Origin of the sequence: Pseudomonas viridiflava, assembly GCF_003702045.1 — a bacterium.
GTDB classification, from domain to species: domain Bacteria; phylum Pseudomonadota; class Gammaproteobacteria; order Pseudomonadales; family Pseudomonadaceae; genus Aquipseudomonas; species Aquipseudomonas viridiflava_C.
In genome coordinates, this window is sequence record NZ_RBTP01000066.1 from 145,444 (window position 1) to 167,817 (window position 22,374).

Annotated in this window: 22 protein-coding genes; 17 read left to right on the forward strand and 5 right to left on the reverse strand. The window is 56.5% G+C overall.

Translation table 11 applies throughout. The features are described 5' to 3' along the window. Positions 1-76: 76 nt before the first annotated feature. Positions 77-1,804, forward strand: coding sequence for a C13 family peptidase (locus ALP40_RS20385; RefSeq protein WP_122209988.1), 1,728 nt, complete (start codon positions 77-79; stop codon positions 1,802-1,804). Positions 1,805-1,831: 27 nt separating this feature from the next. Continuing rightward, complete coding sequence (locus ALP40_RS20390) at positions 1,832-2,473, forward strand: NAD(P)H-binding protein (RefSeq protein ID WP_122209989.1); 642 nt, start codon at positions 1,832-1,834, stop codon at positions 2,471-2,473. Between the two features lie 243 nt (positions 2,474-2,716). Here the strand turns inward: ALP40_RS20390 and ALP40_RS20395 are convergent, their stop codons facing one another. Genes ALP40_RS20395 through mpl form a run of 3 tightly spaced genes read right to left on the reverse strand, consistent with a single transcriptional unit; the run spans position 2,717 to position 4,969 of the window. Further along, positions 2,717-3,001, reverse strand: coding sequence for a YceK/YidQ family lipoprotein (locus ALP40_RS20395; RefSeq protein WP_122210042.1), 285 nt, complete (start codon positions 2,999-3,001; stop codon positions 2,717-2,719). Further along, the gene (gene ubiX, locus ALP40_RS20400; protein WP_122209990.1) at positions 2,994-3,623 is read right to left on the reverse strand and encodes a flavin prenyltransferase UbiX; all 630 of its coding nucleotides are present in this window, start codon (positions 3,621-3,623) and stop codon (positions 2,994-2,996) included. Before ubiX ends, ALP40_RS20395 begins: the two co-directional genes overlap by 8 nt. Continuing rightward, entirely contained in the window at positions 3,620-4,969 is a 1,350-nt protein-coding gene (gene mpl / locus ALP40_RS20405) for a UDP-N-acetylmuramate:L-alanyl-gamma-D-glutamyl-meso-diaminopimelate ligase (protein WP_122209991.1), read from the reverse strand. Before mpl ends, ubiX begins: the two co-directional genes overlap by 4 nt. 227 nt (positions 4,970-5,196) lie before the next feature. Between mpl and ALP40_RS20410 the strand changes: the two genes are divergently transcribed. The 11 genes from ALP40_RS20410 to ALP40_RS20460 all read left to right on the forward strand — a co-directional run bounded on the left by ALP40_RS20410 (position 5,197) and on the right by ALP40_RS20460 (position 16,172). Further along, on the forward strand, positions 5,197-6,717 hold the full coding sequence (locus ALP40_RS20410) for an aldehyde dehydrogenase family protein (RefSeq protein WP_122209992.1): 1,521 nt from the start codon (positions 5,197-5,199) through the stop codon (positions 6,715-6,717). A 426-nt stretch (positions 6,718-7,143) separates the two neighbouring features. Continuing rightward, on the forward strand, positions 7,144-8,538 hold the full coding sequence (locus ALP40_RS20415; protein ID WP_122209993.1) for an ethanolamine ammonia-lyase subunit EutB: 1,395 nt from the start codon (positions 7,144-7,146) through the stop codon (positions 8,536-8,538). A gap of 11 nt (positions 8,539-8,549) precedes the next feature. Beyond that, a complete protein-coding gene (gene eutC, locus ALP40_RS20420) occupies positions 8,550-9,410 on the forward strand; it encodes an ethanolamine ammonia-lyase subunit EutC (protein WP_122209994.1) in 861 nt (286 codons plus the stop codon). Positions 9,411-9,495: 85 nt separating this feature from the next. After that, positions 9,496-9,957 carry a GNAT family N-acetyltransferase gene (locus tag ALP40_RS20425; RefSeq protein ID WP_122209995.1) on the forward strand — a complete coding sequence of 154 codons (462 nt, stop codon included), beginning with the start codon at positions 9,496-9,498 and terminating at the stop codon, positions 9,955-9,957. A gap of 189 nt (positions 9,958-10,146) precedes the next feature. After that, positions 10,147-10,794, forward strand: a complete 648-nt coding sequence (locus tag ALP40_RS20430) for a DedA family protein (RefSeq protein WP_122209996.1) — start codon at positions 10,147-10,149, stop codon at positions 10,792-10,794. Between the two features lie 3 nt (positions 10,795-10,797). Further along, entirely contained in the window at positions 10,798-11,610 is an 813-nt protein-coding gene (locus ALP40_RS20435; RefSeq protein WP_122209997.1) for a zinc-dependent peptidase, read from the forward strand. Between the two features lie 109 nt (positions 11,611-11,719). Next, on the forward strand, positions 11,720-12,247 hold the full coding sequence (gene ppa / locus ALP40_RS20440) for an inorganic diphosphatase (RefSeq protein WP_004883760.1): 528 nt from the start codon (positions 11,720-11,722) through the stop codon (positions 12,245-12,247). 372 nt (positions 12,248-12,619) lie between these two features. Further along, positions 12,620-13,357 carry an XRE family transcriptional regulator gene (locus ALP40_RS20445; RefSeq protein WP_122209998.1) on the forward strand — a complete coding sequence of 246 codons (738 nt, stop codon included), beginning with the start codon at positions 12,620-12,622 and terminating at the stop codon, positions 13,355-13,357. A 335-nt stretch (positions 13,358-13,692) separates the two neighbouring features. Continuing rightward, positions 13,693-14,103 (forward strand): very short patch repair endonuclease, encoded by a 411-nt coding sequence (locus ALP40_RS20450; RefSeq protein ID WP_122209999.1) that lies wholly within the window; start codon positions 13,693-13,695, stop codon positions 14,101-14,103. After that, positions 14,081-15,367, forward strand: coding sequence for a DNA cytosine methyltransferase (locus ALP40_RS20455; RefSeq protein WP_122210000.1), 1,287 nt, complete (start codon positions 14,081-14,083; stop codon positions 15,365-15,367). Before ALP40_RS20450 ends, ALP40_RS20455 begins: the two co-directional genes overlap by 23 nt. Next, positions 15,360-16,172 carry an endonuclease gene (locus tag ALP40_RS20460; RefSeq protein WP_122210001.1) on the forward strand — a complete coding sequence of 271 codons (813 nt, stop codon included), beginning with the start codon at positions 15,360-15,362 and terminating at the stop codon, positions 16,170-16,172. The genes ALP40_RS20455 and ALP40_RS20460 overlap by 8 nt, the downstream gene beginning before the upstream one ends. 110 nt (positions 16,173-16,282) lie before the next feature. On the opposite strand, the gene ALP40_RS20465 is transcribed toward ALP40_RS20460, so the two are convergent. Together ALP40_RS20465 and ALP40_RS20470 are read right to left on the reverse strand one after the other, a co-directional pair. Beyond that, positions 16,283-17,881 carry an ATP-dependent endonuclease gene (locus ALP40_RS20465; protein ID WP_122210002.1) on the reverse strand — a complete coding sequence of 533 codons (1,599 nt, stop codon included), beginning with the start codon at positions 17,879-17,881 and terminating at the stop codon, positions 16,283-16,285. Positions 17,882-17,996: 115 nt separating this feature from the next. Next, positions 17,997-18,260: a helix-turn-helix domain-containing protein gene (locus ALP40_RS20470; protein ID WP_122210003.1), complete on the reverse strand. Its 264-nt coding sequence runs from the start codon at positions 18,258-18,260 to the stop codon at positions 17,997-17,999. Here ALP40_RS20470 and ALP40_RS20475 point away from each other — a divergent pair. The 4 genes from ALP40_RS20475 to ALP40_RS20490 all read left to right on the forward strand — a co-directional run bounded on the left by ALP40_RS20475 (position 18,250) and on the right by ALP40_RS20490 (position 22,294). After that, entirely contained in the window at positions 18,250-18,807 is a 558-nt protein-coding gene (locus ALP40_RS20475; RefSeq protein ID WP_259640736.1) for a hypothetical protein, read from the forward strand. The genes ALP40_RS20470 and ALP40_RS20475 overlap by 11 nt on opposite strands. Before the next feature lie 20 nt (positions 18,808-18,827). Continuing rightward, positions 18,828-19,238 carry a hypothetical protein gene (locus ALP40_RS20480; protein WP_259640737.1) on the forward strand — a complete coding sequence of 137 codons (411 nt, stop codon included), beginning with the start codon at positions 18,828-18,830 and terminating at the stop codon, positions 19,236-19,238. A gap of 85 nt (positions 19,239-19,323) precedes the next feature. Continuing rightward, positions 19,324-19,914, forward strand: coding sequence for a type VI secretion system-associated protein TagO (locus tag ALP40_RS20485; RefSeq protein WP_122210004.1), 591 nt, complete (start codon positions 19,324-19,326; stop codon positions 19,912-19,914). A gap of 340 nt (positions 19,915-20,254) precedes the next feature. Then, positions 20,255-22,294 (forward strand): DUF262 domain-containing protein, encoded by a 2,040-nt coding sequence (locus ALP40_RS20490; protein WP_122210005.1) that lies wholly within the window; start codon positions 20,255-20,257, stop codon positions 22,292-22,294. The last annotated feature ends 80 nt before the right edge of the window (positions 22,295-22,374 follow it).

Here is a 22,374-nt window from a genome sequence, read left to right on the forward strand (position 1 = left end):
CTCGCCGACGGTTGAGACATAACATCTGCACAAGCAGAGCCACGCTCAATCCTGAATCACTCTTCCGGGATCTCACATGCGCGCGCTCGCCCCACTGGCTTTGACATTCTTGATCGCAGGTTGCGGTGATGGCGAATCACTGTTGCCTCCTGACGGCCGCCTTGCGGATGGCGGGCGCTACCGTGGCGATCTGGTCCAAGGCATGCTGCAAGGTCAGGGCCGGATCGACTACCCCGACGGCAGTTGGTACGAAGGTCAATTCGACAAAGGCCAACGCCACGGTACAGGCGAATGGCACGCCGGCAATGGCGACGTTTACAAAGGCGGCTTCGAGCAAGGCCTGTTCAATGGTCAGGGCCGGTTATCCACCAGCAACGGTGCCAGCTACGTCGGCGGTTTCAAGCTGGGCAAGCGAGACGGCGAAGGTACACAGAAAGACAAAGGTCTGTTGTACCGCGGCCATTTCAAGGCAGGCTCGTATGACGGCCCGGGCCGAATGGAACTTGAAGACGGCAGCCAGTATCAGGGCCTGTTCGCCAACGGCAAACCCAATGGCGAGGGCGTGCGCAGCGACGCCAGCGGCAATCAATACAGCGGCACCTTCGTAGACGGCCAGTTGCAGGGCAATGGCAGTTTCACCAGCGCGGACGGTGATCAATACGTCGGCGGCTTCCGCAACAGTCAGCTCGACGGCAAGGGTCGCTATGAAAACAGCGACGGCGACGTCTGGAGCGGCGAGTTCAAGGAAGGCGCTCTTACGGGCAAAGGTGAACTGATCGGCTCGGATGGCAGCCGCTATCAGGGCGACTTCGACAACTGGCGATTCGCAGGCCAAGGACAGCTGTACCTGCCCGACGGCAGCCGCTACGTCGGCCAGTTTGCCGATGACACCTATCAAGGCGATGGCGTCCTTATCACGGCTGATGGCAAGGTACAACGCGGCCTCTGGGCCAATGGTCAGCGAGTCCGCGACGCCAACGGCAAGTTGCTGCCTGACGAACTGGAAGCCGGCCTGCTCGCCCAAGGCTCGCTGCTGGAGAAAGCACTGGCCGCAGTGCCCGCCTCGACGCCAGCACCGGAGCTGTACAGCCTGGTGGTCGGCGGTGACGGCAAACAAAGCGTATTTCTGCGCGAGGCGGACTATGTCAGCAATCTGCTGGCCTCTCGCTTCGGTGCGGTCGGGCAGATCAGCCTGGTGAACCACCGTGATCACATGGATGACCGGCCGATGGCGACCCGCGAAACCATCACGCGGGCAGTCCAGACCCTGGCCCAACGCACAGGCCCCGAGGATCTGGTGTTCATCTACCTGACCAGTCATGGCACTCAGGCCCACGAACTGGTACTCGACCAACCTCGCCTGTCGCTGGCCGACCTGCCGGCCGACGCGCTGGCAACCGCCCTGGCCCCGCTGAAAAACCGCGACAAGGTGGTAGTGATCTCGGCCTGCTATTCAGGCGGCTTCATCCCGGACCTCAAAGATGAGCGAACGCTGGTCATGACGGCCTCACGGGCCGACCGCGTTTCCTTTGGCTGCTCGGAAGAAGCCGACTTCACCTATTTTGGCGATGCACTATTCGGCAAGGCCCTGGTCGAAACCGATGACTTGCAGCAAGCGTTCAACAACGCCAAGGCATACGTCGCTCAACGCGAAACCGAAGAAAACTTCGAAGCATCAGAACCGCAGATGTGGATGCCCAAAGGGGTGATTGCACGCTGGCAACTGCTGCGCAAGAATCAGGCAGAACGCGCGCTGAATACGGCGTCGGATCGCAAGGAAGCGAAGACCTCGAGTAGCCGCTAGGCTTATCAGTATCAAGGGAGAAGCATTATGTACTTGACGCCGCAACACATCCTGCTCGCAGGAGCCACGGGCCTGACAGGCGAACATTTGCTGGACCGCTTGCTCAACGAGCCGACCGTCAACCGTGTACTGGCCCCCACCCGAAGGCCGCTGGCAGAACACCCTCATCTTGAAAACCCGATTGGCGACCTGAACGCGCTGCTGCCCTCGCTGGGCGGCCGGGTGGACATCGCATTCTGCTGCCTGGGCACGACCATCAAGCAGGCGGGCTCGCAGGATGCGTTCAAGGCGGTGGACCTGGACCTGGTCGTCGCGTTCGCCAAGCGGGCGCGTGAACTGGGTGCGCGGCACCTGCTGGTCATCAGTGCCGTCAGTGCAGATGCCAAATCCAGCGTGTTCTACAGCCGGATAAAAGGCGAGATGGAGCAGGCCCTCAGGGCACAGGACTGGCCGCAGTTGACCATCGCCCGCCCTTCCCTGCTGGTCGGCAATCGCCCGGAAACCCGCTGGGCCGAACAGCTGGCCGCACCCATCGCCAAGTTGATCCCCGGCAAATACGGCGCGATAGAAGCCTGCCAACTGGCCCGCGCCCTGTGGCGACTGGCGCTGGAAGAACAGGATGGCGAGCGAATCGTCGAGTCGGATGAGCTGCGCAAGCTGGGGAAATAAAAAGAAGCGGCTCGACACAGTTCGCTCTTATCAAACAACCTGCAATCCACTGCAAAAACGCAACTTGTGGGGGCGGACCGGGCGGCGCTCCGCTTGTCCGCTAAAGGGTGGTAGAGCCGATGAAGGTTCTGCGACTGAAATACAGCGTTCGCGGACAAGTCCGCTCCCACGGTCCGGTGTTTGCGCAGTTCGCTCCCACAGTCGTGTACTCGCAGTGATCGTCATTGAAGCGATCACTCGCAGTCAAAGCCCGCCTGTGGCCTGGACGCCGAAGCCCAGTGCAGTCAGCAGTGACAACGGCAGCAGCAAGGTATCGAGCACTGCGCTGCCCGGCAGGTCCAGGCCAGGATAGCTAGGCGCTTCAGCCCCGAATCGATCGGTCGCGCAGCAACCACCCTGTATGGCGTACATGTTCAGCCGCGTCCCCGCATAAACCACCGGAGCGCCGGGTTTGGCTGCATTGAGCGTGCGTGCAGTGGCGCAGCCGGTCATGACCAGCGCCAGCGCGATCACCAGCAGCTTATTCATCGCCACCGACATGGTGCTCACCCCAACGCGGCAGCATGTCCTGCGGCACGTTCAGCAGGTTGAGAATCCGCGCCACCACGAAATCCACCAGGTCATTGATGGTCTGCGGCTGATGATAAAAGCCCGGCGACGCGGGGAGGATCACCGCACCCATGTTCGACAGCTTGAGCATGTTCTCCAGGTGAATACTGGAGAACGGCGCCTCGCGTGGCACAAGAATCAGCTGACGACGCTCTTTCAGCGTCACGTCGGCCGCTCGCTCGATCAGGTTGTTGCAGGCCCCGGTCGCAATCGCCGACAGCGTGCCGGTCGAGCATGGCACCACGACCATTGCACTCGGCGAGCCCGAGCCCGAGGCCACTGGCGACATCCAGTCATCACGACCGTAAACCCGAATCTGCCCCGCCGCCGCACCGGTGTACTCGGTGAGGAACGCCTGCATCATCATCGACTTGGGCGGCAGACGCACATCGGTTTCGGTCGCCATCACCAGTTGCGCCGCCTTGGAGATCAGGAAATGCACCTCCCGGTCTTCACGCACCAGACAATCCAGCAGGCGCAGGCCATATGGCGCGCCCGACGCGCCGGTCATGGCGAGGGTAATGCGCTCAGGCCCGCTCATTTCAACGCCTCTGCCAGTTTGCCATGCAGGCCGCCGAAGCCGCCGTTGCTCATGATCACGATATGGGTGCCCGGCTGCGCCTGACTCTTGACCCGCGCAATGATCGCTTCGAGCGAATCGCAGACCACCGCAGGCACCTTGCACTCGGCGGCTGTCGCGCCCAGATCCCAGCCCAGATTGGCAGGTGCGTACCAGACCACCTGATCGGCCTGCTGAACGCTTTCCGGCAGACCGTCGCGGTGCGCGCCCAGCTTCATGGAGTTGGAGCGCGGCTCGATCACGGCGATGATCGGTGCATCGCCGACTTTCTTGCGCAGGCCATCAAGTGTGGTGGCGATGGCGGTCGGGTGGTGGGCGAAATCGTCATAGACCGTGATGCCCCGCACATCGGCAACCTTCTCCATGCGTCGCTTGACGCTCTTGAATGCGCTCAGCGCCTCGACACCCTGCCCAGGCACCACGCCCACATGACGCGCCGCCGCCAATGTCGCCAATGCGTTGGCCACGTTGTGCTGACCCGTCATGTCCCAATCGACCGTGCCCTGGACCTGACCTTCGAAGACCACTTCAAAGCGTGAGCCGTCTTCGCTCAGCAGGTGTGCCTGCCACTGGCCGCCCTGACCTGTGGTTTGCACCGGGGTCCAGCAACCCATCTCGATCACCCGCGACAAGGCCGGCTCAGTGGTCGGGTGGATCACCAGGCCTTCGCTGGGGATGGTCCGCACGAGGTGGTGAAACTGGCGCTCGATGGCCGGAAGATCCGGGAAAATGTCCGCGTGATCGAACTCCAGGTTGTTGAGGATCGCCGTGCGCGGGCGGTAGTGAACGAACTTGGAGCGTTTGTCGAAGAAGGCGCTGTCGTATTCGTCAGCCTCAACCACAAAGAACGGTGTGTCACCCAGACGCGCCGACACCGCAAAATTCTGCGGAACACCACCAATCAAAAAGCCCGGGCTCATGCCCGCATGCTCCAGCACCCAGGCCAGCATGCTGCTGGTGGTGGTCTTGCCGTGCGTACCCGCCACTGCCAGCACCCAGCGACCTTGCAGCACATGGTCCGCCAGCCATTGCGGGCCCGACACGTAGGGCAAACCTTTATTCAGGACATACTCGACGGCAGGATTGCCTCGCGACAGGGCGTTGCCGATCACGACCAGGTCCGGCGCAGGATCGAGCTGCGCAGAGTCGTAGCCCTGGGTCAGTTCGATGCCCTGGGCTTCGAGCTGCGTACTCATGGGTGGATAGACGTTGGCGTCAGAGCCCGTGACCCGATGCCCCGACTCTTTGGCGAGCACCGCCAGCGAACCCATGAACGTGCCGCAGATACCAAGGATATGAATGTGCATGACCCACCTCTCAAAACATCCCGGCAGGTTAACGTAGGGACAGTGAAATGGCACCCTGAGTTTGTCCGCCCCCCTCATCCATCCGGGTCTGGCGGAGGTCGCATGCATGAGGCTAAAGTTCAGGTCCCGTACAGAATGCAAATAGCCTACTCTTGATAACCTGCTGCCAGATGTTTGAAAGCTGAATCGATACAGACTTCCTCACAACAAGAACCAGGAGACATATCATGCGTTACGCTCATCCCGGTACCGAAGGCGCCATCGTCAACTTCAAGGAACGCTACGGTAACTACATTGGCGGCGAGTTTGTCGCTCCGGTCAAAGGTCAGTATTTCACCAACACCTCGCCCGTCACGGGCAAGGCCATCGCTGAATTCCCTCGCTCCACCGCCGAAGACATCGACAAGGCGCTCGATGCCGCCCACGCAGCCGCCGCAGCCTGGGGTTCGACCTCGGTGCAGGCCCGGTCGCTGGTCCTGCTGAAAATCGCCGACCGCATCGAAGCCAATCTGGAAACCCTGGCCATCACCGAAACCTGGGACAACGGCAAGGCGATTCGCGAAACCCTCAACGCCGACATTCCGCTGGCTGCCGACCACTTCCGCTATTTCGCGGGCGTACTGCGCGCGCAGGAAGGCAGCGCTGCCGAGATCGACGGCAACACCGTGGCGTATCACATCCATGAACCGCTGGGCGTGGTCGGGCAGATCATCCCGTGGAACTTCCCGATCCTGATGGCCGCCTGGAAACTCGCGCCTGCGCTGGCAGCCGGCAATTGCATCGTACTCAAGCCTGCCGAGCAGACCCCGCTGGGCATCAGCGTGCTGGTCGAGTTGATCGGCGACCTGCTGCCCCCCGGCGTGCTGAACATTGTGCAAGGCTATGGCCGCGAAGCAGGTGAGGCGCTGGCCAGCAGCAAACGCATCGCCAAGATCGCCTTCACCGGCTCGACCCCGGTCGGCTCGCACATCATGAAGCTGGCGGCGGACAACATCATTCCGTCCACCGTGGAACTGGGCGGTAAATCGCCGAACATCTTCTTCGAAGACATCATGAGCGCCGAACCGGAGTTCATCGAGAAAGCCGCTGAAGGTCTGGTGCTGGCGTTCTTCAACCAGGGCGAAGTCTGCACCTGCCCGTCCCGCGCACTGGTTCAGGAGTCGATCTACCCACAGTTCATGGAAGCGGTGATGCGTAAGGTCGAGAAGATCAAACGCGGAGACCCACTGGACACCGACACGATGGTGGGCGCCCAGGCCTCCGAGCAGCAATTCGACAAGATCCTCTCGTACCTCGATATCGCCAAAGGCGAAGGCGCCGAGCTGTTGACCGGCGGCAAGGTCGAGAAGCTGGAAGGTGATCTGTCCACCGGCTATTACATCCAGCCGACGTTGCTCAAGGGCAACAACAAAATGCGCGTGTTCCAGGAAGAGATCTTCGGCCCGGTGGTCAGCGTCACGACCTTCAAGGACGAAGCGGAAGCCGTGGCCATCGCCAACGACACCGAGTTCGGTCTGGGCGCAGGTCTGTGGACCCGCGACATCAACCGCGCCTACCGCGTGGGCCGTGCGATCAAGGCAGGACGAGTCTGGACCAACTGCTACCACCTGTACCCCGCGCACGCGGCGTTCGGTGGCTACAAGAAGTCCGGCGTCGGCCGCGAAACCCACAAGATCGCGCTTGAGCATTATCAGCAGACCAAAAACCTGCTGGTGAGCTACGACACCCATCCGTTGGGGTTCTTCTGATTCAGATCGTGCCCATGCTGTGCGCTCAGGGTCATACGCGTCTAACTGAGTGACTACAAAACCCGAGGGAGCGAGCTTGCTCGCGAAGGCTGCGTTTCAAACGCTGAATGTTCAGCGGATGCACCGGCCTATTCGTGAGCAAGCTCATTCCCACAGGGTGATGCGCTCATCCAACCATCAGGGTTTTGGCACGTGCGTGGAACGCTCAGGTGCGCACCATCGCCGTGCGTGTTTTCACCAAACACTGCTCCGGTATAACGCACCGCCTTTCAGATCCACCCGCAACACCCCGCAAACTCGCACTCATCCTCAGGATGGAGTATTAATTGCTTACATCGCTTCCCACAGTCGTTTGAACCGGGACGTCACCGGTTCGGCCGAAAGACCACGTCCGACGCGAGCAGCGGGACGTCATGGAGAATCTGTATGGCGAGCTTTTCTCATTCTGTCGGCGCGCAGACGTACCGCTTCGACAGCCTCAAAGAAGTCATGGCCAAGGCCAGTCCTGCGCGTTCCGGTGATTTTCTGGCCGACGTCGCAGCGCAGAACGACGGTGAGCGTGTAGCTGCGCAAATGGCGCTGGCAAACATTGCGCTCAAGCATTTTCTCGAAGAAGCGCTGATCCCCTACGAAGACGACGAAGTCACGCGCCTGATCATCGATACCCACGACGCCCTTGCGTTCGCGCCGGTCAGCCACCTCACGGTCGGCGGATTTCGCGACTGGCTGCTGAGCGATCAGGCCGACGAAACCAGTTTGCGGGCGCTGGCTCCAGGGCTGACTCCGGAAATGGCGGCCGCCGTTTCCAAGATCATGCGCGTGCAGGATTTGGTGCTGGTGGCGCAGAAGATTCGCGTCGTCACCCGTTTTCGCAACACCATTGGCCTGCGCGGTCGCCTGTCGACTCGCCTGCAACCCAATCACCCGACCGACGACCCTTCCGGCATCGCAGCCAGCGTGCTGGACGGCCTGCTGTACGGCAATGGCGACGCCATGATCGGCATCAACCCGGCCACCGACAGCACGTCGTCGATCATCGCCCTGCTGGAAATGCTCGACGCCATTGTGCAGCGCTACGAGATCCCGACGCAGTCCTGCGTGCTGACCCACGTTACAACTTCCATTGAAGTGATCAACCGTGGCGTACCAGTGGACCTGGTGTTTCAGTCGATCACAGGCACCGAAGCCGCCAACGCCAGTTTCGGCATCAATTTGCAACTGCTGCAAGAAGGCTACGAAGCAGGCCTGAGCCTCAACCGGGGCACCCTCGGGCAGAACCTGATGTATTTCGAAACAGGACAAGGCAGCGCACTGTCGGCCAATGCACATCATGGTGTCGATCAACAAACCTGCGAAACCCGCGCCTACGCCGTTGCCCGACACTTCAACCCGTTTCTGGTCAACACGGTGGTCGGCTTCATCGGCCCGGAGTACCTGTACAACGGCAAACAGATCATCCGCGCCGGGCTTGAAGACCACTTTTGCGGCAAATTGCTGGGCGTGCCGATGGGCTGCGATATCTGTTACACCAACCATGCCGAAGCCGATCAGGACGACATGGACACGCTGCTTACGCTGCTGGGCGTTGCCGGGATCAACTTCATAATGGGCATCCCCGGCTCCGACGACATCATGCTCAACTACCAGACCACCTCCTTCCACGACGCGCTGTACGCCCGCCAGAGTCTGGGATTGCGTCCGGCACCGGAGTACGAAGCGTGGCTGGAAAAAATGGGCATCTTCACGCAGGCCGACGGACGCGTGCGCTTCGGCGACAGCCTGCCGCCTGCGTTCCGTCACGCCCTGGCGCATCTGGCATGAGCGAACCATCCATGAATGACCTGCCTATTGATGAGCGTCAAGACGCCACGCCACCCAATCCCTGGCTGGAATTGCGTCGTCTGACATCAGCGCGTATCGCCCTGGGTCGCACCGGCACCAGCCTGCCGACCTCGGCGCAACTGGACTTTCAATTTGCCCATGCACAAGCGCGTGATGCGGTGCATCTGGCATTCGATCACGCAGGCATCAGCGCTCAATTAGCTGAAAAAGGCCGCAACACCCTGCTGCTGCACAGCGCAGCCGCCGACCGCGACAGCTACCTGCAACGCCCGGACCTTGGGCGACGCCTTGACGAAGAGTCTTCAAAACACTTGCGCGATTACGCCGCAGCTCACCCAGGCGGCCTTGATCTGGCGGTGGTGGTGGCGGACGGCTTGTCTGCGCTGGCGGTGCATCGCCATGCCGTGCCCTTTCTGGAGCGGCTTGAGGAACAGGCTGAAGCCCAAGGCTGGACGCTGTCACCGGTGATTCTGGTGGAACAGGGCCGCGTGGCCATCGCCGACGAAATCGGCGAACTGCTCGGTGCGAAGATGGTGGTCATCCTGATCGGCGAACGCCCCGGCCTCAGTTCCCCCGACAGCCTTGGCTTGTACTTCACCTATGCCCCAAAGGTCGGGCTCAACGATGCACACCGCAATTGCATCTCGAACGTTCGTCTGGAGGGGCTGAGTTACGGCATGGCGGCCCACCGTCTGCTTTATCTGATGCGTGAAGCCTGCCGTCGTCAGGTGTCCGGGGTAAAACTCAAGGATGAAGCGGAGCTCAATACTGTGGAATCCACTGCTAGCGCCGATAACCCGAGCAAACGTACTGGCAATTTCCTGCTCGCCGGCCCCGACGACCAGCATTAGATTGCGCTTTCTAAAGCCCTTGGGCAGCATCGCTGTGACCATCCTGGCGCACTGCATTAGCCCATAGTGAAGTTGAGGCCCGACCATGCGGATCATCCAAGCCACACTCGAACACCTGGACCTGCTCTGCCCGTTGTTCGTCAAATACCGTGAATTTTACGGCGAGTTGCCCTTCCCCGACTCGTCGCGGGACTTTCTGGAAAAGCGCCTGCGCCGCGAAGAGTCGGTGATCTATCTCGCGCTGGCGAAGGATGACGAGAACAAATTGCTGGGCTTCTGCCAGCTCTACCCCAGCTACTCTTCGCTGTCGCTCAAGCGCGTGTGGATTCTCAACGATATCTACGTTGCCGAAGACGCCCGCAGACAGCTGGTCGCCGACCACTTGATGAAAGAGGCCAAGAAGATGGCCAAGGAGACCCAGGCCGTGCGCATGCGCGTCTCCACCAGCAGCAACAACGAGGTGGCGCAAAAGGTCTATGAATCAATCGGCTTCAAGGAAGACAGCCAGTTCAAGAACTACGTGCTGCCGATCAACTCGGACCGTTGATTGACTCGGCGAGTGGACCGGCATTGCCCGTGCTTGCTCGCTGACATCTCTCTTTCGCAACAGTTGTAACATCTCTGTTCAAAGCAGAGGGCACTCTGTCGGCATTCTCCTTCTATAATGCCGCGCGTACTGCACACGTCGTTTCTTCCGCATGCGACCCGGCTCAGGGTTCTCGCCTCAGGTGCTTCAATGGAATTCAACCCGCTCGACCTCATCCTGCATCTCGATGTTTATCTCGACATGCTGGTGACCAACTATGGCACCTGGATCTACGCCATTCTGTTCCTGGTGATCTTCTGTGAAACCGGGCTGGTGATCATGCCGTTCCTGCCGGGCGATTCCTTGCTGTTTATCGCAGGCGCGGTGGCAGCGGGTGGTGGCATGGACCCGGTCCTGCTGGCCGGACTGCTGATGCTGGCGGCGATTCTGGGTGACAGCACCAACTACGTCATTGGACGCACGGCAGGTGAAAAGCTGTTCAGCAACCCGAGGTCGAAGATTTTCCGCCGCGACTACCTGCTGCGCACTCAGGCGTTCTACGAGCGTCATGGCGGCAAGACCGTCACGCTGGCGCGCTTTCTGCCCATCATCCGCACCTTTGCGCCCTTCGTAGCAGGCGTCGGCCGCATGAATTATCCACGCTTCGTCGGCTTCAGCATGCTGGGCTCGGTGCTATGGGTCGGCAGTCTTGTCACGCTGGGCTTCTTCTTCGGCAACGTACCGTTCATCAAGCAAAACCTGACGTTCCTGGTGCTGGCGATCATCGTGCTTTCGCTGCTGCCGATGATCATCGGTGTCGTTCGCAGCCGCACGGGCCGCTCCGTCGACGTCAGCTGACACATGTGGTCGTTCCGCAACTGGCGCAGGCAACGCACGCTGGCGAACAATCCGGTTTCCGCCGAATTATGGAACACCGTTCGCCAGCATCTGCCGATCCTTGACGGGCTAAGCGCCGAGCAGCAAGCACAGCTTCGAGATGCCTGCGTGCTGTTTCTGCACGACAAGCACCTCACCGCGCTACCGGGTGTGGAACTGACTGACGAGCACCGGCTGATCCTAGCGGCCCAGGCGCAACTGCCGCTGCTTAACTTGGGCGACCTGAACTGGTATCAGGGCTTTCACGAGATCGTTCTCTACCCTGACGACTTCGTCAGCCCGCAGCGTCATCGCGATGCCAGCGGTATCGAGCACGAATGGGACGGCGAACACAGCGGCGAGGCCTGGCTGCAAGGCCCGGTGATTCTGGCCTGGCCGGGCGTTGTGTCGAGCGGCAGCTGGGACGCCTACAACCTGGTGATTCACGAGTTGGCGCACAAGCTCGACATGCTCAATGGCGACGCCAACGGCCTGCCGCCGCTGCACAGCGACATGCGCATCACCGACTGGGCGAGCGCCATGCAAAGCGCCTTTGACGACCTCAATCGCCAGCTCGACCTGGATCCCGACGCCGAAACCGCCCTCGACCCGTACGCCGCGCAAGACCCGGCCGAGTTCTTCGCCGTCACCAGTGAATACTTCTTCAGCGCCCCTGACCTGCTGCACGCCAGCTACCCCGCCGTTTACGAGCAACTCAAAGCCTTCTACCGCCAAGACCCTCTCGCCCGGCTGACCGTCCTGCTGGCGCAAGACCCGGCTTACAAGGACACCGACTGAAGCTGCAAAGCCCATACATGGCAACCCAAACAGAATATGCCTATAATCCGGACCACTTTTTGGCGGTTCGCGTCAAATTCTGTCTGGTCAACTACGGGGGCAAAGCCCAATGAGCTACAGCAAGATTCCGGCGGGCAAAGACCTGCCGAACGACATCTACGTCGCGATCGAAATCCCGGCCAACCACGCGCCGATCAAGTACGAAATCGACAAAGACACCGACTGCCTGTTCGTTGATCGTTTCATGGCCACCCCAATGTTCTACCCGGCCAACTACGGCTTCATCCCCAACACCCTGGCGGATGACGGCGATCCCCTCGACGTGCTGGTCGTGACCCCTTACCCGGTTTCCCCAGGTTCGGTCATCCGCGCTCGTCCGGTCGGCATCCTGCACATGACCGACGACGGCGGCGGCGATGCCAAAGTCATCGCTGTTCCCCACGACAAGCTGTCGCAGCTGTACGTCGACGTCAAAGAGTACACCGACCTGCCAGCCCTGCTGCTTGAGCAGATCAAGCACTTCTTCGAGAACTACAAAGATCTCGAGAAAGGCAAGTGGGTCAAGATCGAAGGCTGGGGCGACGCAGAAGCGGCCCGCGCTGAAATCACCAAATCGGTTGCAGCCTTCAAAGGCTGATTAACGGTTTGCTGTCGAGGCACCTGCGTTGCAGGTGCCTTGGCTATTACCTTCGCAAACACCTGTTTCACCTCACGTTCAGTCATCCCGCCCGCCTACCTCACGTTTCTTTCCCCGCATAACCTGACTTTTTTTCGAACGCCCTGTTTAAAAATGCGCTCAGCAACCCTTTTCGATAAACATCCCGTTAACCCCCTTGTACCCGGCCTAAACGAAATCCATCGTGTTTAGCGAAAATCCGACGATTACGGAACATGCCTACACAACAATCTTCCCGTCTGTCATACCGCTCGCCGCACACCGCCCGCGACAACGCCGACATCAACACCTCGTTCATTTAAACGCTCCGGCCCCGCCAGTAAACTCGGCCCCATGAATACATCAGGCGATCGACTCCGCATCCTTCTCAAAGAGTGCCACCTCACGGCGACTGATTTTGCTGCCAACCGCAAGATCACCCCGCAACACGTCAATAACTGGTTCAAGCGCGGCGTCCCGATGGCGCGTATTGACGAGGTGGCTGAACTATTAACCGTCAACGCCCGCTGGCTGCGCACCGGCGAAGGGCCCAAACACCCCACCGACTCCGCCAATGAACACAACGGCGGCGACACTCGACTGATCGTCCATCAGGATCAAGGAAGAAACATGCTACGTGGAGACGTGGAAATTCAGATCTTCAAGGAAATCGAATCCACTCATGGCGTCAGCAAAACCGTACTGGCCGAAGCGCCCGGACAAAAAATCCGCCTGCCCCTGCACGTTCTACAAACAATGGGCATCGACCCCAAAAACTGCCTGTGCGTCGCCATGGTCGGCAGCAGCATGGCCGACAAAATTCAGGACGGCTCGATCCTGGGTGTTGACCGCGAACTGACCCAAGTCATCGACGGCGAAATCTACGCACTGGAGCACGGCGGCATCCTGCGCGTACGCTACCTCTACCGCCTGCCCAACGGCGGCCTGCGCCTGCGCAGCCACAACGACGCCGAATACCCTGACGAAATCTTCAGCGCCGAAGACATCGAAGACGAACGCATCCGCATCCTCGGCTGGATCTTCTGGTGGTCCACCCTCAACAGCCGCCGCAACGCCATGCTGCTGCTCTGACACAGGCGTGATGACACATCAAGACTGGGCATCGGCGGCAAACATCAGTATGCTACCCGCCATCCAAAGCATCACCGCCCAGCGACGATGCCACAGCACGGCAGATGACGCATCTGCCCTGCTTCCTCATTAGCATTCCCTGCGAATGCACCTTTTGCAGGCGATTGCGGTTTACCAAAAATAAACCAAAATTGCCCACGAGAAGCCGGCCACAAGCCGGCTTTTTAAATCCATTAACTATTGATTTTATTGGATATTTTTAGGGCGGCATGCCCAGCCCATATTACAGCCCACAACCAGGTCATACCTAAGGTAGCGTCTGTTAAACTGCCGCTATGGATAGGCTTACTCCCGAACGCCGAAGCCGGCTCATGAGCCAGGTGGGCTCCAAAAATACCAAACCCGAGCTCGTCGTAAGACGCTTGGTCTTTTCTATGGGTTACCGGTATCGTCTGCACTGCAAGACCTTGCCGGGCACACCTGACCTTGTCTTTCATGGTCGAAAAAAGGTTATTTTTGTCAACGGCTGCTTTTGGCATGGTCACTCAGGCTGTCGATACGGCCGTCTTCCAAAATCTCGCATCGCATTCTGGCAGGCGAAAATCGACCGTAATCGTGAGCGAGATGCCGAAAATATCGAAAAGCTTCAAACCATCGGTTGGCGAGTGCTTACCGTGTGGGGATGCGAGCTGAAAGAAATCGAAACGATGATGAGTAGGTTAAATGAATTCATACAAAGCGACTAACAAACGCCCCATAGGCATAGACCTTTTTGCTGGAGCTGGCGGCTTGTCTCTGGGCTTCGAGCAAGCCGGTTTCGACGTCGCGGCGGCAGTGGAAATCGACCCTATCCACTGTGCTACTCACGAATTTAACTTCCCCAAATGCGCGACGATCTGCGCAAGCGTCACCGACCTTAGCGGAGAGGAAATCCGGCAACGGGCAGGGATAGGTTCGAGCGATATCGATGTGGTGTTTGGCGGGGCTCCCTGCCAGGGTTTCTCCATGATAGGCAAACGTGCGCTGGACGATTCTCGTAATCAACTCGTTTTTCACTACGTTCGTATCGTCGAAGAGCTGCAACCTAAATATTGCGTATTTGAAAACGTGAAGGGCCTAACCCTTGGTAAGCATGCCGAGTTTCTAAAAGAGCTGATTGCGGCCCTAGCAGAAGCAGGCTATGACGTCACCCTGCCCTATAAGGTACTTAATGCTGCGGATTACGGGGTTCCTCAAGATCGAAAACGCCTTTTTCTCCTCGGAACGCGCCGGGGGCTTAACACCCCAACGTACCCAGAGCCATTGGCTGAACGCGTGACTGTAGCGGAGGCCATCGCAGATCTGCCTGATGCTAATGCGTTTGATGTGTTACGTGACAGCGATCAAGTTGAAGTGCGGTGGAATACTAAAGCGACCTACGCACGCCGATTAAGAGGTCTGGAGTTGGACAACCAAGACTTTGGTTACGAACGGCAATATGCAAGAAATTTGCTTACTTCAAGTGCCCGTACAGAGCACACTCCTCTCTCGCAGAGCCGTTTCCTCGCCACCGAGCCTGGAAAAACCGAGGAAATCAGTCGTTTTCGAAAGCTGCCAATGGACGGCCTCTGCAATACTCTTCGTGCTGGCACCGACAGCGCGCGTGGAGCTTTTACCTCGCCCAGACCTATTCATCCTAACCTGCCAAGGGTGATCACGGTTAGAGAGGCGGCGCGCTTGCACTCTTTTCCGGACTGGTTCCGTTTTCATGCGACTAAATGGCATGGATTCCGTCAGATTGGCAACAGTGTTCCTCCACTCTTGGGGAGAGCGGTAGCTAGCTCAATCATCGCGGCGCTGGGGTTGACACCGAGCAAGCCACTAGAGTCTCTACAGCTCGGTAATCCTAAGCAGCTTAATTTAGATATGAGTCGGGCAGCCCTATATTTTGAGGTGCCTCATGACACTATCGCGCAGCGCACCCGAAAAACTGTAGATAAGAACGTGTTGCTGGAAGTGCTAGATGTCTGACGTCAAGGTAGCTCGGAAGGCCAACCGTTATTCCGCGATCATTGAAAGTATCTTTTTCGCCCACTACAAACCAGGCGATAGAGAGTTTCAGTTTGCTCGAGATGAGATCGTGCAGGTCGCCCAGAAGCTAGAAATAGAATTGCCAAAGAACATTGGCGATCTTATCTATTCGTTCAGGTATCGGTATGATCTACCAAGTCGTATTCTCGAGACTGCGGAGGGCGGGCTTGAGTGGATTATCGAAGGGGGCGGCCAAGCCCTTTATCGATTTCGCCTAGCTAAACTAAGTCGGATCATCCCTAACGAAAACCTGATAACGGTAAAAATTCCAGACTCGACACCAGAGATTATTACTGCGTACGCTTTGAGTGATGAACAGGCGCTACTTGCAAAGGTCCGGTATAACAGGTTGATTGATATTTTTTTAGGGGTCACGGCGTACTCCTTACAAAACCACCTACGCACCAATCTCAAAGGTATCGGTCAGCTCGAAATTGACGAGGTTTACGTCGGAGTGGACCGCCACGGCCGCCAGTATGTAATACCTGTGCAAGCTAAAGGTGGGTCGGACAAACATGGGGTTGTTCAAACGCATCAGGATATAGCCTTCTCAAGAGCGAAATATCCCGACCTGCTATGCCGTGCTGTTTCTGCACAGTTCATGAGCGATGAGCGTATCGCGATGTTTGAACTTACCATTCAAGATGGAGAGGTAAAGGTGGTGGAAGAAAAGCATTACCGCCTTGTACCTGCAAGCGATATAAAAGCTTCAGACCTAGCTATCTATAATCTTCGCGACGACTGACGCCATGCCTAACGATAACCAGATGCAATCCGTTCACGGCGTAGGGAAAGTTAGTCTTTAAAAGAGGCGGCGAGCCGCCGCCCTCGCTTTTACCAACTAGCATCGCGCCCTCAAAATGAATTTTGCCAGACCAATGTTAGAGCCTCATACAGAACATTCATTTCCCCCTCGAATGATTCTCGGCTAATCTCGTCGCCCACAAGCTTTGACATTTGTTTTTTCTGATAGCCGGATAAGTCCTTTGTTTCGGCTTCGGTCTTTTTCCAGGGTGACGGATAACACTCTTCCAGGCTACCATGAGGAAGAACAATGATTTGGTTACGCTCCGTAAGATCTGCGTTGGCCGCAATGAACTGGTCAAACCCAGCTTGGGCTTTAGCGGTTGGTCTGTCACAAAGAATGATGACCTTGTTTCCATATATGCTGGTCCCCATTGGCGAGTACGCCTTTGAGATCGCATTTATAGAGCGCTTAGCTTGGTGGGTATCGCCCTCTGCTGAAATTATCTGAATCGGCGGCTTATCGCGGTAATGCCTTTTTATAACCCGGGTTAGCAATTCGAATTCACTAGGCCCTTCTACAATCAAGAAGTTACGCGGAAGCAGCAAATCTGCCGGGCTACCCCCAAGCAGCTCATAAATTATGTAAGGCTTATCTGCTTCATCGGTACGGAATATCTCAGTTCGGCAATCATTTTTCTCAGTTTTGAAAACGCTCTCACCCTCACTTGTATCTGCGACAAACACCGACGAGTGCGTACTTATAAAAACCTGATCGAGTTGCGTACTGAGTTCCAGAAGGACGTCCTTAAGCTTCCTCTGAGCAGTCGGATGCAAATGAAGCTCAGCTTCATCAATAAAAAATAAAAACGACTTTCCTGCGTCTTCTCTTGCTTTCCTGTACTCCGCGTACGCTTGTATGATTGCAAGCATGAGTGCTCTCTGCATCCCATCGCCTTTCTCGCTCGCATATGTTTCGATCCCATCATCAACCACTGTCTCAAATTTTTTCAGCAGATCGTTAAACTCAGGCGAAAGCACTTCAAAATAAACTTTTGAACATTCGGAAAACTGTTTTTCCAAGTGAATCTTCACGGACTCGCCAAGAGCCCTGAAATGACCACTCACGGCAGAGTCTTCCGAATTAAACAAATCTTCAAAGGTATTTCTAAACGCCCGATACTTGGGATCATCATTTAAGATCTCTTCAATCACTGAAGAAAGCATAATCCCCACCGCACTCTTTTGGTTGTACTTCGTAAAGTCTTCGAAATATTGCCTTGTATGGATATATTCAAATTTTGGTAAAAAGTCATTGAGCGCAGTGTCAAATCCAGTTGGATTCTTTATCGCCTCACCACCGATGCTTACAACTCTCTTTTTTGGATCGCTGCTTCGACGAGTCACCTTGATAACGTCAGACCCTTTGAGTACATTTTGGATTTTGGTCCTATTGCCCTCGTTGATCATATTTTCAGCGCCGTGCTGTGCTCCATAGAACTCGACACTTACAATGATTTCTCGATTTGGATCTCGCTGAAACCTCATATCCTGCGATAAGCCTGAGCCTGTATAGAACCAGTCAAGCGCCTCAAAAAAGTTAGTCTTCCCTGTATTATTTTGACCTATCAGAATGTTGAAATCAGTGAATTCGAGAGTGGCTTCTTCAATTGAGCGGAAATTCACGACATGTACGCTTGCGATTTTCATATGAGCCTCCTTGCGGTTAGATAAATGCTGCTCACCCACTATAGCCTCGTGAGCGCATTCGGCCAGCGTTCCACGCCAGCGCAATGTGAACGTTGATCTGCCGCAGTGCTGTGCACTAAAGGCCCCCTCCTCGCACCTCATCCAAGTAACGCAGCTCTACTATTTTGAGGATTTGGGCTGCATCAGCGTCAAGGTGCCTACAGACCTCAAGGAACTCTATGACGTCGAGACGACGCTCTCCTCGCTCATACTTCGAAACGAACGACTGAGGCCGGCTGAGCGCCTTAGAGAGCTGTTGCTGCGTAATGCTTGCCTGCTTGCGATGCTCGATCAGTAATGCAAGCAGCCGCTGGTACGGTTCGGAGTGGATGGATTTCAAGGTGCGCCGCCAAAAAAGGACTGGCGGATTAAATAAACCCCTTCTGGGATTATCCCAAAACAGGTTTTTAGGTATCATCCGGGGCCGTTTCGCCCGAATGTATAAGGCGACGCATCTATCGATAGCCGAAAAGGATCTCTCCGTGCTGAAAAAAACGTTGATTTTTGCCACATCCGTAATGCTCTCAGCCCCAACGCTTGCTGAGGTTAAAGCAGACTGTTCGACAAAAATGAATGGCAGCACACGCTGTGAATTCATGAACAACGGCGTGAAAAAGGACAGTTCGTGCGTGGTGATAGAGGTTGCCAGGGACTACGACGCCGATGTGTACAGTGTTCGATCAGCCGGCGGTAAGGGGGCGGTGTTAGCTTCTGAAAAGATCTGTTCAGGACTCGTGGAGCCGCAAGACATTCGTGAGCGTACACCCACTGGGTCGTTTACCGCTGGCGGACGAGCCATGACGCCTTTCGAGTTTTGCCAGTCAGATAACCCATGGTTCAAAGCTCCTTCGAACTGCACCATGACAACCAAAGTCGTTGCGAACTGACCGTGGCCGGGGGACTGAATATGCGGTCGATTGTTGAAGCAAAGCATCTGAAAATATCAGGACTGGTCGCTGCCATGCTGCTTTTGACAGGGTGTAGCTATGGCTTAACCCAGCGAGGTATTGACTCGTCTCCAGTGAGCAGAACTGTCACGGCAAACGGTTCCGTTCGCGAGGTGTACCAGTCGCTTGCGCACGAAATGCAAGGCCCTGGCTGCCCGCCGATACACTCGAGTCAACTCTATGAAAATGGCGATGGCTTCGTCGTGTACTTCGGGGAGCACTTCATTGGTCACAGCTACATTTGGGATGGAGCCTATGGCAAGAAGGATGGGGATTCAGTCATCGTCGCGATCAGAGACCAGAGCTACACGCCTCAAAGCGATTTCGTCGATGAAATCGAGCATTTCCTAAAAACCGGGTCATGCCAATGACCCTGCGGTCTCCAAATTGAGGTACCTTCGCAGGACTCCTGAGGGCTCTCTCAGGCGGGCTAGCTGGATTCATGAAAGGGACATCATGCGAGTCTTATCAGCAATTTTGTTAGCAACGATTCGGTCAACGGGTTATGCCGCCGACGATTGCAGCTCCCTCACCGAAGACAGCAAGCGGCTCGAATGCTACGACATGAAATTTCGTCCGGCGTCGACGACAACTCAGGCGTCCAACTGGGAAATACGAGAGGCTGTCTCCAAGATTGACGATAGCAAGACCGTCGTTCTTCACACGACATCCAAAGAGATGGTATCCAAGCAATACGGCGGCAGAGATACAGCGGATCTTTACATTCGGTGCTCTGAAGGAAAGACATCGCTGTACTTCGTGCTAGCGGGAAATTTTCTTGCTGATACCGAGGACTACGGTCAGGTCACCTATAGGGTCGACAATAAAAAGGCCCGGACCTATAGCTTTTCATCCTCCACAGACAACAAAGCCTTGGGGCAGTGGAGCGGCCAGTATGCTGTTCCCGTGGTGAAGCATCTTCTGGATGCTCAGCAGGTAATCGTCCGTATCACCCCTTACAACGAATCACCGGTTACGGTCACTTTTCCTGTTTCAGGTCTTCGCCAAGCTATCGTGCCTTTGCAGGCAGCCTGTAAGTGGAAGTGATCCGAAGAAGGGCGAATCGGCAGGCCATTCGGCGCCTGTGTGACGACCGCACCCACGACCTGATAGCCCAACGACATTTGTAATGCTCTAAAGCCCTTCAAAAACGGCCGCCCCCCTACCTTTATCACCGGCGAATACCGTGCTCCATGCGCTTGACCTAGCCGCTACCGTGAACCCGCCAGAGCTTCGCTAGCAATTTTCGAGCAGCATGGCGCTATGATGTTAGGATCCGTCGCACCAGGCTTTAGCAGCCATCTGAAAACCCTCCACGAGCACCTTAAGTCGGTGCATGGCAGGTGCTGGCTGAGCTGAAGGAATTTCGGGAATATAAGGACATCGCATGCAACCCAGCAAAACGACAGTCATCGGCCTATTCAACTCTGATTTCCAGTATCAAATTCCCATTTTCCAGCGCGGATATGTGTGGACCCTTGAGAAACAAGTTGGTCCACTCTGGACAGATATCCATGATCAAGCTGAGGCAGTACTGTCTAGACAGGCCGCCCCGGTCACTACCCCTTCGCAGACCCTCAAGCCTGCTCCTAAGCATTTTTTGGGTTCAATAGTGATGACGCCTGTGCCGAGCACCTTCGGGCGAGTGGGTGCGTTTGAGGTAATTGATGGTCAGCAACGCTCCACCACATTGCAATTGCTGCTGCTAGCGCTCCGACAGGCTTCATTGAGCCTGCCCAATAGTCCAATACCTAAAATGTTGGAGTATCTCGTTCGGAATCGAGGCGCGTACTCGCGAGATGAGGACTATTACAAGGTTTGGCCAACGCAGGCTGGCCAAGATGAAATACGACAGCTATATGACCCGGAAGAAACGATCGATGGGCTCTGCGCACGCTATCCTGCGAAAGACGGCCGGAGAAAAATCGACCGACCGTTGATGATCCAGACCTTCCTGTACCTTTATCACGCCTGCTTAAGCTTCATGCGTGGGGTTGACTTAAACGACGAGATTCCAGGAGGTAACGGAAGCACTTATAACGGTGCGCTTATCGGAAGCATACGTCGCAGTAACGAAGTCCCGATGCTAGCAGATGCGCTTCCATTGGACCCCGCGCGGGCGGAAGCCCTGTACATGGCGTTACAGGACCAGGTTCAGATAATGACCTTGACCCTGGAATCTGACGACGATCCTCAGGTCATTTTCGAGACTCTGAACGCTCGCGGGGAACCCCTGCTGGCATCCGATCTGATTCGAAACTTTGTTTTCCTTGAGGCGGCGCGGCAGATCCAGCCTGTTCAAGAGCTGTATTCAAAGTACTGGAGCCCCTTTGATATTGCGGGCGACGGCAAATCAAACGGAGCGAATGCATACTGGAGAGAAAAGGAACGGTTGGGACGTCTCGCCTCGCCACGTCTGGATCTATTCTTCTACAACTATACGATCCTTCGCAGTGGGGAAAGCGTTCTCACAAGCCACGTGTTCCAAGCCTTCAAAGCATGGTGGCAAAAAGGTCAGCCACGGACCCTTTCAGATGAGCTCGGTCGGATCGTCCGCGCGAGCAAGCATTTTCAAGAGCTTGTTTCACCATCTGGAACCGGATATGTGGCCGAGTTCGCAAGACTGATCAAATCCCTTGATGTCGGCACGGTGGGGCCAGTCTATCTTGCTCTTCGCGAACGTCTGGAGCCGGATAGTTTGCAACTAAAGCAAGCTTTAGCAGACCTAGCGTCATATCTGACAAGGAGAGCAATATGCGGATTAAGTAGCAAAAGTTACGGCCATTTTTTTCTCCGCGTTGTGCAAGCGATAACAGCAGACCCACTTCAGCCTCATGAAGCTCTCCGACAGATCCTTCTTGCTGCCACCAGCACCAGTGAGATCTGGCCGGACGATGATAAGTTTGAAGAGTGCTGGCGCTCGTGCCAGGCATATCTAACACTTCGGCCCGCAAAAACTTGCGGCATTCTCCGAGCATTGGAGTATGGAGGTAGAGGAGCTCAGCAGGCGAGCAATCATGTTCCTCCGCAGTGCGATCTAACCGTCGAGCACGTCATGCCTCAGAGCTGGAGAAACGTACCCAGCTATCAAGTTGATGAGTCAATGCAGCATATTCGGCAGGCAGAGTTGCACGGTTTTGGCAATCTGACGCTACTGACGCAGCCACTCAATTCCGTCGTAAGCAATGGGCCGTATGTTGGGGCGGACGATGGTGTTTCTAAAATGTCTGGAAAGCGCGCTAAGCTGGGGCAAAGTGCCCTTCTGATCAACACGTACTTCCAGCATCCTGCATGCGTTGCTTGGGATGAGGCCGCGATAGCTCGGCGTTCTCGCGCCCTGCTGAAGGCAGCTAAGCTTGTTTGGCCTCGTCCCGCCAACGTCGCTGTCGGCCCTGATAAGGTCGCCTCTGCCCTATCAGGCTACTAATGGTCGTATTTCCAGTATGGCCGCATGATCCGGCCCTATAGTCACGCTAGAGCAGGCGGCCTTAGGTACTGGCATCGACC

Excerpts from the sequence above, each read along its gene's own strand:
- ALP40_RS20430 (WP_122209996.1), top strand. The coding sequence starts at position 10,147 with ATGGAATTCAACCCGCTCGACCTCATCCTGCATCTCGATGTTTATCTC.
- ALP40_RS20415 (WP_122209993.1), top strand. The coding sequence starts at position 7,144 with ATGGCGAGCTTTTCTCATTCTGTCGGCGCGCAGACGTACCGCTTCGAC.
- ALP40_RS20425 (WP_122209995.1), top strand. The coding sequence starts at position 9,496 with ATGCGGATCATCCAAGCCACACTCGAACACCTGGACCTGCTCTGCCCG.
- ALP40_RS20435 (WP_122209997.1), top strand. The coding sequence starts at position 10,798 with ATGTGGTCGTTCCGCAACTGGCGCAGGCAACGCACGCTGGCGAACAAT.
- ALP40_RS20385 (WP_122209988.1), top strand. The coding sequence starts at position 77 with ATGCGCGCGCTCGCCCCACTGGCTTTGACATTCTTGATCGCAGGTTGC.
- ALP40_RS20410 (WP_122209992.1), top strand. The coding sequence starts at position 5,197 with ATGCGTTACGCTCATCCCGGTACCGAAGGCGCCATCGTCAACTTCAAG.
- ALP40_RS20450 (WP_122209999.1), top strand. The coding sequence starts at position 13,693 with ATGGATAGGCTTACTCCCGAACGCCGAAGCCGGCTCATGAGCCAGGTG.
- mpl (WP_122209991.1), bottom strand. The coding sequence starts at position 4,969 with ATGCACATTCATATCCTTGGTATCTGCGGCACGTTCATGGGTTCGCTG.
- ALP40_RS20395 (WP_122210042.1), bottom strand. The coding sequence starts at position 3,001 with ATGAATAAGCTGCTGGTGATCGCGCTGGCGCTGGTCATGACCGGCTGC.
- eutC (WP_122209994.1), top strand. The coding sequence starts at position 8,550 with ATGAATGACCTGCCTATTGATGAGCGTCAAGACGCCACGCCACCCAAT.
- ALP40_RS20455 (WP_122210000.1), top strand. The coding sequence starts at position 14,081 with ATGAATTCATACAAAGCGACTAACAAACGCCCCATAGGCATAGACCTT.
- ALP40_RS20465 (WP_122210002.1), bottom strand. The coding sequence starts at position 17,881 with ATGAAAATCGCAAGCGTACATGTCGTGAATTTCCGCTCAATTGAAGAA.
- ALP40_RS20490 (WP_122210005.1), top strand. The coding sequence starts at position 20,255 with ATGCAACCCAGCAAAACGACAGTCATCGGCCTATTCAACTCTGATTTC.
- ALP40_RS20460 (WP_122210001.1), top strand. The coding sequence starts at position 15,360 with ATGTCTGACGTCAAGGTAGCTCGGAAGGCCAACCGTTATTCCGCGATC.
- ubiX (WP_122209990.1), bottom strand. The coding sequence starts at position 3,623 with ATGAGCGGGCCTGAGCGCATTACCCTCGCCATGACCGGCGCGTCGGGC.
- ALP40_RS20475 (WP_259640736.1), top strand. The coding sequence starts at position 18,250 with ATGGATTTCAAGGTGCGCCGCCAAAAAAGGACTGGCGGATTAAATAAA.
- ppa (WP_004883760.1), top strand. The coding sequence starts at position 11,720 with ATGAGCTACAGCAAGATTCCGGCGGGCAAAGACCTGCCGAACGACATC.
- ALP40_RS20445 (WP_122209998.1), top strand. The coding sequence starts at position 12,620 with ATGAATACATCAGGCGATCGACTCCGCATCCTTCTCAAAGAGTGCCAC.
- ALP40_RS20480 (WP_259640737.1), top strand. The coding sequence starts at position 18,828 with ATGCGGTCGATTGTTGAAGCAAAGCATCTGAAAATATCAGGACTGGTC.
- ALP40_RS20485 (WP_122210004.1), top strand. The coding sequence starts at position 19,324 with ATGCGAGTCTTATCAGCAATTTTGTTAGCAACGATTCGGTCAACGGGT.
- ALP40_RS20390 (WP_122209989.1), top strand. The coding sequence starts at position 1,832 with ATGTACTTGACGCCGCAACACATCCTGCTCGCAGGAGCCACGGGCCTG.